The sequence below is a fragment of the bacterium genome (assembly GCA_024228115.1).
Taxonomy (GTDB): domain Bacteria; phylum Myxococcota_A; class UBA9160; order UBA9160; family UBA6930.
This window is the reverse complement of the sequence record JAAETT010000106.1, coordinates 1-10,003: the sequence shown is the minus strand read 5'-3', so window position 1 is coordinate 10,003 and position 10,003 is coordinate 1. Positions and strand designations below refer to the sequence as shown.

At 62.6% G+C, this 10,003-nt stretch carries 13 protein-coding genes; 11 read left to right on the top strand and 2 right to left on the bottom strand.

Annotated elements, in window-relative coordinates:
- Positions 1 to 175: 175 nt before the first annotated feature.
- The 7 genes from GY937_05640 to GY937_05610 all read left to right on the top strand — a co-directional run bounded on the left by GY937_05640 (position 176) and on the right by GY937_05610 (position 4,420).
- Positions 176 to 574: a hypothetical protein gene (locus GY937_05640; protein ID MCP5056195.1), complete on the top strand. Its 399-nt coding sequence runs from the start codon at positions 176 to 178 to the stop codon at positions 572 to 574.
- A 40-nt stretch (positions 575 to 614) separates the two neighbouring features.
- Positions 615 to 1,388 (top strand): M23 family metallopeptidase, encoded by a 774-nt coding sequence (locus tag GY937_05635; protein ID MCP5056194.1) that lies wholly within the window; start codon positions 615 to 617, stop codon positions 1,386 to 1,388.
- 16 nt (positions 1,389 to 1,404) lie between these two features.
- Positions 1,405 to 1,902 (top strand): hypothetical protein, encoded by a 498-nt coding sequence (locus GY937_05630; GenBank protein MCP5056193.1) that lies wholly within the window; start codon positions 1,405 to 1,407, stop codon positions 1,900 to 1,902.
- Positions 1,903 to 1,929: 27 nt separating this feature from the next.
- Positions 1,930 to 2,691, top strand: a complete 762-nt coding sequence (locus tag GY937_05625) for a class I SAM-dependent methyltransferase (GenBank protein ID MCP5056192.1) — start codon at positions 1,930 to 1,932, stop codon at positions 2,689 to 2,691.
- 26 nt (positions 2,692 to 2,717) lie between these two features.
- Positions 2,718 to 3,134: an HXXEE domain-containing protein gene (locus GY937_05620; protein ID MCP5056191.1), complete on the top strand. Its 417-nt coding sequence runs from the start codon at positions 2,718 to 2,720 to the stop codon at positions 3,132 to 3,134.
- Between the two features lie 211 nt (positions 3,135 to 3,345).
- Complete coding sequence (locus tag GY937_05615) at positions 3,346 to 3,837, top strand: hypothetical protein (GenBank protein MCP5056190.1); 492 nt, start codon at positions 3,346 to 3,348, stop codon at positions 3,835 to 3,837.
- A 43-nt stretch (positions 3,838 to 3,880) separates the two neighbouring features.
- Complete coding sequence (locus GY937_05610; protein ID MCP5056189.1) at positions 3,881 to 4,420, top strand: hypothetical protein; 540 nt, start codon at positions 3,881 to 3,883, stop codon at positions 4,418 to 4,420.
- 38 nt (positions 4,421 to 4,458) lie between these two features.
- On the opposite strand, the gene GY937_05605 is transcribed toward GY937_05610, so the two are convergent.
- Together GY937_05605 and GY937_05600 are read right to left on the bottom strand one after the other, a co-directional pair.
- Positions 4,459 to 5,931 carry an NAD(P)/FAD-dependent oxidoreductase gene (locus tag GY937_05605; GenBank protein MCP5056188.1) on the bottom strand — a complete coding sequence of 491 codons (1,473 nt, stop codon included), beginning with the start codon at positions 5,929 to 5,931 and terminating at the stop codon, positions 4,459 to 4,461.
- Positions 5,932 to 5,994: 63 nt separating this feature from the next.
- The gene (locus GY937_05600) at positions 5,995 to 6,420 is read right to left on the bottom strand and encodes a nuclear transport factor 2 family protein (GenBank protein ID MCP5056187.1); all 426 of its coding nucleotides are present in this window, start codon (positions 6,418 to 6,420) and stop codon (positions 5,995 to 5,997) included.
- Between the two features lie 144 nt (positions 6,421 to 6,564).
- Here GY937_05600 and GY937_05595 point away from each other — a divergent pair, with 144 nt between their 5' ends.
- The 4 genes from GY937_05595 to GY937_05580 form a co-directional block, all read left to right on the top strand.
- Positions 6,565 to 6,984, top strand: a complete 420-nt coding sequence (locus GY937_05595; GenBank protein ID MCP5056186.1) for an MAPEG family protein — start codon at positions 6,565 to 6,567, stop codon at positions 6,982 to 6,984.
- Between the two features lie 94 nt (positions 6,985 to 7,078).
- Positions 7,079 to 8,260 carry an acyl-CoA dehydrogenase gene (locus tag GY937_05590; GenBank protein MCP5056185.1) on the top strand — a complete coding sequence of 394 codons (1,182 nt, stop codon included), beginning with the start codon at positions 7,079 to 7,081 and terminating at the stop codon, positions 8,258 to 8,260.
- Between the two features lie 11 nt (positions 8,261 to 8,271).
- On the top strand, positions 8,272 to 9,390 hold the full coding sequence (locus tag GY937_05585; protein MCP5056184.1) for an acyl-CoA/acyl-ACP dehydrogenase: 1,119 nt from the start codon (positions 8,272 to 8,274) through the stop codon (positions 9,388 to 9,390).
- Positions 9,391 to 9,401: 11 nt separating this feature from the next.
- Positions 9,402 to 10,003, top strand: a 602-nt coding sequence (locus tag GY937_05580; GenBank protein MCP5056183.1) for an acetoacetate decarboxylase family protein, incomplete at its 3' end; no start/stop codon positions are given.

The window sequence follows — 10,003 nt, the reverse complement described above, 5'->3', positions numbered from 1 at the left end:
GGAGCTGGCGATCCCGAGAGAAGGCCACCTTGAAAAACACACCCACAAAGGGCTAATCACACCACACCTGTCTTGGGCGGCTCCCTATGGCCGCTTTTCAGACGTTCACGTATGGCCGGTTTTGAGGTGTTCACCGAGGGTGGCAGAAGGGTCCTCGGCTGCGTCTGCTCGCTCCATGATCGCTGCCGTGCATCCCGCACTGGAGCTCGTCGACTATTCGAAGCCAAGTGCCGGCCTTACGGACGTTGTGTCTCACTCGATGTTTCACGAAGCCACGGTGATTGGCGATCCAGTACCCATCGCGGCCGCACATGAACTTGGAAGCACGTGGCCTCGCCTCAGCGTTGCGGGCCAGGAATCCGGCCCCCCGCGCGCGGATCTGGTCGCCTCGGACCTTGGGGAGGTCGTGGCGTTCGCAGCGAACTTCCTTGCCGCCTTTGGCCACGCACTCAACGATGGAGATCTCTTGCTCTCGGGAGCCTACCTTGCTCGTGCCCCGGCCATCTCAGCTGGCGACCTGGCTGTTGCGGAGTTTGGGAAGATGGGCTCGGTGAGTGTGCGGGTTGCGGCCTGAACTGCCGATCAGCGGATTCGTTGGGCGGCGAGGAGTCGAGATGAAGCGCCTGGTTCTTCTTCTGATGCTCTTTTCAACTGCTGAGGCAGTCGCTCAGGATCTGAGCCTGCCCTTCAAGGGTCGTTGGTTCGTCATGCAGGGTGGGGATACGCTGAACGTCAACCACCACATGGCCGTCCCTGCCCAGGCGTATGGGATCGACTTTGCGAAGGTCGGTGGCCCCAGCGGCCGCGAGCTGACGCGTCGCACGCCCACCCGCGTCGAAGACTTCTTCTGTTGGGATGAAGCCGTGCTCGCACCGGCGGAGGGAGTCGTCGCGACCGTGGTTGGTGACCTGCCCGACAATCCCCTGGGTTCCAAGGATCCTTTACGGCCAGCCGGAAATCACATCATCATCGAGACGAAGGAAGGCCTGTTCGTGTTCCTTGCTCATCTGAAGAGGAATTCAGTGAGTGTGGTTGTGGGCGATCGTGTTCGAAGAATGCAGCCATTGGGCCTTTGTGGGAACTCAGGAAACTCGGACTACCCGCACGTTCATCTCCACCTTCAAGACACCGCAACGTTCAACCACGGGACGGGCCAGAATCCGACCTTCGGCCCCATCGACGTCGAACTAACGGGCAAGCTTTTCAAGGCGGTCACATGGCCGCTCATCCGGGGCCTCATCGTGTCCAACACGGAGAAAACGGCGGGCTCGCAGAGCCGGATCCCCTCTCCGCGTGCCGCGCCGAACATCAAGACGTCGCCCACAGAAAGCTGGGCGATGCTGAATTCGGTAGCATTCTGGCATCGGGACCCCACAGCACGACGTTGACGGCCAGCGTTGTGTCTTGCGGCTGAAGCCCGACGTATTGCGGCGCGAGGAACCTTTGAGCTTCCAGGATCTCGGCGGAATCGGGGAGTTCGTCGGCGGCGTCGGCGTGATCGTATCGCTGATCTACCTTGCCCTTCAGATCAGACAGAACAGTCGAATCGAGCGCCTCAATGCCCGGTACGCCGTCCACCAATCGATGCAGCACGTGATGGATCGACTCGATGACGACCCCGAGTTGCAGCGAATCTGGCTGGCCGCGCTGGCCGGCGGTGAAACCGCCGAAGGCGATCGTGAGCGGCTGGGCCGGTTCTTGTTCAGGTACTTCAGCCAGATGAGCCTCGCGTACACATTCGCGGAAGTCGAGCCAGATATTCGAGAAAGGTATACGCCACTCCTGTTGCGTTTCCTCGAAGCTCCAGCCGTGCAAGGTTGGTGGTCTCGCCAACGCCTCCTAATCGCAGAACCCTTCCGATTGGAGGTCGACGCCCACCTTCGTTCGATTGCACGCGGGTAGTTGGTCGCCAGGACCGAGGTTACCAGGATGGATGAGGACCTCTTCAAGATCATGTTCGAAGCTCAGGCGAAGAGCCCGACGCTTCGTGACGTGTGGCGTCACGCCTATGCGGACGACTATCCGGAAGATGCCGATCCGCTCAGCTTCGTCACCTGCAGCGATCTGCGCGGGATTTCCGAGGCTCTCGGCCAGGAGGTCGGCCAAGATATGGCGGATATCGGCTGCGGCGCTGGCGGACCCGGGGCCCACGTGGCGAAGACCTCGGAAGCTCGACTCACGGGAGTGGATTCTTCTCCGGGTGCTCTCGGGATTGCTCGGAACCGTCACCTTGGCGGACTTCCCGAAGGGTCGCGTTTCCAGCAAGGGGAGTTCGCGTCGACCGGCTTGCCCGATGCGTTCGCACATGGCGTGATGAGCACTGATGCACTGCTATTCGCGGACGACCCCGCGGCTGCGTTTCGAGAGATTGCGCGTGTCATGAAGCCTCGAGGCCGTTTGGCCTTCACGAGCTTCGAACTCAAAACCCGCAGCGAAAGCCTCCGAACGGGCCCCATCATCGACTATCGGCCGTCATTAGAGAGTGCCGGCTTCATCATCGAGACCTACGAGGAGACACCAGACTGGGAAGACAGAATGCGCAACGTGTTCTCGGGCATCCTCGATCGTCGCGAAGAGTTGACTCGTGAGCTCGGCGAACCGGCCGCTCCTCTCACCTTCGCATGGGCTACCTTGCGCCCACCCGAACTCTCCGAGAGTCGCCGCATCCTCGCCGTCGCGCAGCGCCCGTGACGTCGGCAGGATCGAGAGACACCCCGATGACTCAGAAATACAGGACCGCGTTTCTTGTGCTCGTTCTGCTGCAAGCCCTGCATTCTGTCGAGGAGTACGCCTTCGAGTTCTACGAGGTCTTTCCCCCAGCACGAATTCTTGACGGCATGTGGCCTGGAATCGCCCATCCCGGGTTCATCGTGTTCAACACAATGCTCGTGTTGTTCGGTCTGTGGTGCTTCTTCTGCCGCGTTGCACCAGGCGAAGCCACCGCGCGTCGTTGGGCGTGGATCTGGGTTGCCATCGAGCTTTACAATGGCGTTGCCCATCCGGTCTGGGCGGTAGTCGCCCGAGACTACAATCCAGGTCTCGCTACGGCGCCGCTCCTGTTCGTGGTCGCGGCTCTTTTCGCGCGTGGGCTTCGGGCCGACGGAAGAGGCGCACTCAATGAGTCCGCTGTCTAGATCGAAGCGTGAACCATGGATTTCCTCAGGGCCCTATCTGCGAACAATGAGCCCATCGCAGCTCAACGGGGCGCTAGACCCGGCATCGAATAGCGCGGCTCAAATCGCCGCTGTACCGTCCTGGCATCGATCTTCTCAGTGTCGGACGAGTCCGGTAGCGCCCCCCCTCCACCAGTCAACGCCGATCCGCAAGACAACAAAGCGAGGCCAGGTGGAGCACAAGGATACCCTTCTTACGATCGCCGAAATCGCCGTGGCGCTGGCGGGCTTTGCGAGCCTCGTGAGCGTCATCGGGGGGCGCCAGGACGACGCATTGCGTGTCTTTGCTTCGCTGCGCCTCAGAGGGATGCTCGAGGTGGCGTTCCGCAACGCAGCCTTCGCCTTGTTGCCTCTCCCATTCCTTCAGCTTGCGCCCTCCGATCCGATGGTCTGGCGGATCTCGAGCGGGTTGTACGTCGTCGTAACCGTAGGCCACACCGTCCTTCGCTGGCGCCGCAACACTCCTACTGGTGAAGGATGGCTCAACGTCCCCTTATGGATTCTTCTTCCCATCAGTGTTGTCGTGGGCCTGACGAACGTTCTCGGAATGGGTGGTCTCAACGCATTCTCGCTCTACCTCGCAAATCTATTGCTTGGCCTGTGTGCCGCCGGCCTCTGGTTCCTGTCGGTCGCGGATTCCGTTTTCCACGGCGAACAGAGTTGAGTTCCCGGCTCGGCCGCCGAAAGGCGAGCATGGTGGTCACGACATGCCTAGCGAGCTGCTGACGACGATCGCAGAATGTGCCATCGGCTTCGCGGGGTTCTCGGCCCTCGTGGTGATCATTCCGCAGTTGGCAGGCGAGCCCTGGCGAGGTCAGATGGCTACGGGTCTTTGGCTCATGGTCTCGTGGTGCCTGACCGCCTTCGTCTTCTCCCTGTTTCCGCTTGTGCTCCGTGAGCTTGGCGTTCAGGAGAGCACAGCGTTGGCGATTGCCAGCGGAGCGCTGGGCATCGCAATCCTCACTCAGGGTGGGCTGGCCGGGAAGCGGGATCGGAAGCTCGCGCTCCCCGGAGCCGCTCGACGTACCGAACGCCGTATCCTGGTTGCGGCGAGCTTTGCCCTCTCGATCAGCCTGTTGCTCTTCCTCAATGCAGCGGGAGTGCTCCCGGGCTCCCGTTCAGGGTGGTATCTGACCGGGTTGTTGTCGCTCTTCATCCTGGCCGCAGCACCCCTCTCTCTCTTCCTCCAGCAACTCGACGCGGGTCGGAATCGAGTCGCCGCCCCGAGCGATGACGGCGACGACTGAGCTCGAATAGAGGTCGGAAGTGTGGCGGGTTTCAGCTCCTACGCGACGATCTCGTAGTCTCGCGGCCGGAACGGGCGGGCTCTCAATGCGTACTCCGCCGCGAAGCCGGGATAGAGCGAGTGGTTGCTGCCGTCGTCCGAGAGATACCAGCTGTTGCAGCCGGTGGACCACACCATGTGCTTCATGCGGCTCTGCAGGCGATCGTTGTAGCGATCCTGCACGTCCTTGCGGACGTCCACGTAGCGGAGCCCTTCGCTGCGCAGCTTCTTGATGGCCGTCATCGTATGGGCGATCTGCGCCTCGGTGTAGACGAGCACTGAAGTGTGACCAGGCCCGGTGTTGGGCCCCATCAGGATGAACCAGTTCGGGAAGCCCGAGACGTTCATTCCCTTGTAGGCGACGGCGCCGTCCTTCCAGACCTCATCCAGCTTCCGGCCACTCTTTCCCGTGATCGGGAAGGGTGCGTTGGCCAATCCGAGGGCGAAGCCGGTGGCAACGATGATCGCATCGACCTCTCGGAAGCTGCCGTCTTTGGTCTCGATCCCGCCGCTCTTGATCTCCTCGATCGGGTCGGTGACCAGTTCGACATTCGGCCGTTCGAAGGAGGCCCAGTACTCGTCGGAAATCAACATGCGCTTGCAGCCGAACTGGAAATCCGGCGTGAGCTTTTCGCGCAGTGCCGGATCCTTCACCTGGGCCTTCAAGTGAGCAAGAGAGCCTTTTTCGCCGAGCTTCGAAAGGCGTTCGTTGTCGAGAAAGATGATCGGACCGAACAGCTCGCTCATCCAGTAGATCATGAAGCGGTTGGCGCGCAGCAGGATCGGGAAGCGGGCGAGCAGGCGCTTGTAGCGTTCCGAGTAGACCTTGTCGCGCTTCGGCACGACCCAGGCCGGCGTTCGCTGATAGACATCCAGTTGCGCCGCCTCCCGAGCGACCTCGGGCACGACCTGCACGGCGCTGGCACCGGTTCCGATCACGGCCACACGACGGCCTGCCAGATCGTACTCATGATTCCAACGTGCGGTATGAAAGAGTTCGCCCGTAAAACTCTGAATGCCCTTGATCTCGGGCATCGCGGGATCGACCAGGCCGCCAACACAGGAGACGACGACCCGCGCTGTGAACGTCTCGTCCCGTTCGGTCGTGAGCGTCCAACTACCCGCGGCCTCGTCGAAGCGCGCCTCCACGATCTCCGAATCGAAACGCATGTGCTTCCGCAGGCTCCATTTGTCCGTGATGCCCAGCAGGTACTCCTGGATCTCCTCGGACGGTGCGAACCGTCGGCTCCAGTTGGGGCTCTGCTCGAAGGAGAGGGAGTAGGCGTGGGAGGGGACGTCGCAGGCCGCGCCCGGGTACGTGTTGTCGCGCCAGGTCCCCCCGACCTCCGAGGCGCGTTCGAAGATCGTGAACGAATCGATGCCCGCCTTCTTGAGCTGGATGGCGGTTCCGATGCCCGCGAAGCCCGCACCGATGATCGCGATCGGGAAGTCCGCAGACCCTGCGTTGCTCATGAGTTCTCCTCTTGCATGAGGCCCTTGCGGCGGAAGGCCACTGGCCTTCCGCCGGGCCCGGCGCTAACTGCCTCCCAGCGATGCGCCGTGGGCTGCCATCCACTCGCCCATCCCTTTCTGGGCCTCGGGGTCGAAGTCATCGCGTAGAAGCTTGATGCGGTCGCCCTCGAATACTGCCGTCTCGATGCCGGAGATCACCAGATCGGGTTTGCCCGCCTTGGTGTAGGTCACTGCCCATTTCATCGTCAGCGTATCGCCGTCGACCGTTGGCGTTTGGAAGTCTGGAGAACGACTGTCCATGTTCCGGTCGAAGGCAGCCACGCCGCCCTTCAACTTGGCGATCACGGCATCGCGTCCTCGTGCGTCTGCCGGTTCGCCTTCATAGACCGCATCTTCCGTGAAGTACCCCTCGATGCGGGACCAATCATCGTCTTCGTAGCTCTGCTCGAACGCGTCGGCGTAGGCCTGATAACGATCCAGAATGCTCATCGCTTCTCCTTCATCCCCCAGGCCAGGATAGGGCATCCCGGTCCGCAGCCGGTTGCCTGGAATGTCTGTGGCAGCACGAAAGGGCTGGGCCCGATAGCGGAGGCGACCTGTAGGATCCCGGGTACACAGAAGCCAGGAGGCACGATGAGCGCTACCGAGATTCTTCAGCCGGTCATGGTGATGGGCCTGCTTTCCGTCGTGATGTTGCTCTGGATGTACGCAACCCGTTTCCCGGCGATGTCGAAAGCCGGGATCACACCCGAACAAGCCCAGGACACCGCCGCGCTCAAGCAGCTGCCTCCGGAAGCCGTCCGGGTCGCCGACAACTACAACCACCTCTTCGAACAGCCCACCCTGTTCTACGCCGTGGCGCTCGGGATCGCCGTGCTCCAGCACGTGGATGGCCTCCACGTCGCATGCGCCTGGGCGTTCGTCGCGTTGCGGATCCTGCATTCGATCGTGCAGGCGACCCTCAACCTGGTGCCGATCCGCTTCGCCCTCTTCTCTCTCTCCTGGGTGGCCCTGGCCATCATGATCGTGCGGGAGGCCATCGCGGTCTTCTGACGCCTCGGGAGAGGCCCCTCACCATTCCAGGCATTCCCTCATTTACAATACGGCCCGTATCGTATATGATTTCTGCCTTCCCTAGGAGGACTGCGTGGACTTCGATTTCTCCCCCGAAGAGCAGAAATTCGCCGACGAGGTCGAGCAGTGGCTCACCGAGAACCATGACCCCGTCGTGATGGACCCGACCCGCGAGAACTTCACCCAGCTCGCGGACACTCCCGAGCGGCGCGACTTCATGAAGAAGCTCGCCAAACAGGGCTGGCTCGGAATGTCCTGGCCGAAGGAGTACGGCGGGCAGGAGATCGAGGGCGTCTACGAGTTCATCCTGAACGAAGCGCTCTCCCGCCACGCGGCGCCGCAGATCGGCAAGGGTGTGGGCATCATCGGCAAGACGCTGATCCGCCACGGCAGTGATTTCCTGAAGGCCGAGTTCCTGCCGAAGATCCTGTCGGCAGAAGTCGAGTTCGCTGTGGGCTACAGCGAACCCGAAGCCGGCTCGGACGCGGCCAACATGCAGTTGAAGGCGGACAAGGTCGACGGCGGCTGGAACCTGAACGGCCAGAAGATGTGGACGACCTCGGCCCACTTCGCGGATTGGTATTGGGTGGGTGCACGCACCGATCCGGACAAGCCGAAGCACGACGGCCTCAGTCTGTTCCTGATTCCAATGGACCACGCGGGGCTCGAAATCCAGAGCCTTCCCACCATCGGCAAGGACACCACGAATCAAGTCTTCTTCACCGACGTATTCGTGCCGGACGAGTACCTGGTCGGCAAACGCGGCCAGGGCTTCCAGATGATCGCCGAGGCCCTCGATCTCGAGCGCTTCACGATGTTCACGCTCTCGCCCATCAGCGAGCGCACGCGTGTACTCGTTGATTGGGCGAAGACCGCAACCCGCGATGACAAACCGATCCGCGAGAATCCGGACACGCGAAGGTTGATCGCCAACATCGTGACGGATACGGCGGTCGCCAAGGCGCTCAGCACACGCTTCGTCTGCGCCGCGAAAGCGGGAGGCAAGCCGCCGTCCATTCAATCTTCCCAGTACAAGCTCTTCACCACGACCCTTTCCCAGCGCGTATGCGACGAGGCGCTCGATATCACGGGTGCCGCTGGCACGATCCGCGAAGGCCAGGACGAGGCACCGATCCGCGGCCGCTTCGAGGGCGCCTACCGGGCCACGATGAACGAAACGGTGGGAGGAGGATCCTCGGAGATCCAGAAGAACATCATCGCGCGGCGGCACCTCGGCCTGCCCAAGAACTTCTAGAGGACTGCAGGATGGATCTCGAGCTCAGCGAAGAGCAGCAGATGATCAAGGACATGACCCGGGCGCTGCTCGGGGAGCACTGCCCGATCGAGGTCGTCCGCGAGATGGAAGACGACCCGAAGGGCTATCCCGCCGGCCTCTGGAAGCAGATGGCGGAGGCTGGCCTGGTCGGCGTTCTCATCCCGGAGAGCCACGGCGGAGGCGGGCTCGGCCTGCTCGAAGCGGCGTTGGTCTACGAGGAGCTGGGCCGGGCGATGGCGCCAACGCCCCACTTCGTGAGCGCCGTTCTCAGTGCGGGCATGCTGCTGGAAGCGGGCAGTGAGGCGCAGCAGGAGGCATGGCTCCCGAAGATCGTCGCCGGTGATGCCATCCTGACGCCCGCATGGCTCGAGCCCGACCGTGGCTTCGGACCGGAAGGTGTGGCACTTGCCGCCAAGCGGGAAGGCGACGAATACCTGCTCTCTGGCGTGAAGCGTCATGTGAACTACGCGAGCTCCGCAGAGCGGCTGATCGTGCTCGCGCGTAGCGACGACGGTGTCGAACTCTTGTTGGTCGATCCGTCCGGTGACGGCGTGGAGTTGAAGCAGATCCGCTCCCAGAGTGGCGAGGCGCACTACCGGGTCGAACTGCGCGATGTCCGGGTACCTGTCAGCGCACGCATCGGCGCTGCGGGCAGTGGTTGGGAGACGTTCGCGAAGGTGCTTCAGGACGGCCTCGTTCTTCAAGCCGCCCAGGCGATCGGCGGTGCCGATCGCTGCCTCGAAAACACGGTCGAGTACGCCAAGGTACGAAAGCAATTCGACAAACCCCTCGGTGCCTTTCAGGCCCTGGCGCACTACATGGCCGATGCTTCGACGCAGATCGAAGGCGGCAGGGTCCTCGTCCACGAAGCCGCGTGGAACGGAGCCCTGGGCCGCTCGACCGCGCGCTTCGCGCCGATGGCGAAGCTCTTCGCCTGCAACACCTACCAGGACGTCACGCGGGTGTGCGCCCAGATCTGGGGCGGCGTAGCCTTTACCATCGAGTACGACACCCAGATGTACTTCCGGCGCGCCAAGGAAATGCAGCTCTCGTGGTGGGACACGCCCTACCTGGAAGAGCTGGTTGCCGCGGACGTGCTGGACCAATAGAGGAGCACGAGATGGCCGCCCAGACGAGCTACGAGATCCAGGGGAAGACCGTCACGCTTCCGTGCGAGGTCCGCGACGCCTCCGCAGGCACGGTCATGTATTTCGTGCCTGCCCAGGAAGCCCAGAAGCTCGTGCCGGAGGCCTTCGAAGTGCTCGAGCCGGCCCCGGGCCAGACGCAACTCTCCCTCGCGATCATCGATTACCGGGACAACGATCTCGGCAACTACAACGAAGTCGGCGTCATCTTCTTCGTGAAGCCCCGTGGCGCCGGCGACGACCAGGCCGGTACCTACATCCGTGCCCTCCCGGTCGACCAGAGCTTCACCTGCGAGGCCGGCTGCACCATCTGGGGCTTCCCGAAGACCGTTGAGGAGATCGACTTCCAGTACGCGGAAGCCAGCGCTACGTGCCGCTTGACCATGGACGGGAAGCATGTCCTCACCCTCACGGTTCCCCGCGGCGGCGGCGACGAGACGCCCGACGTCATCAACCTCGGCTACACGCTGCTCAGCGGCGCTCCCCACAAGAATGAATTCACGCGGGGCGGGCACGGCGAGAGCACGACGCCCGGAGCACAGGGCGTCACCCTCGAGCTCGGCGAGCATCCCATCGC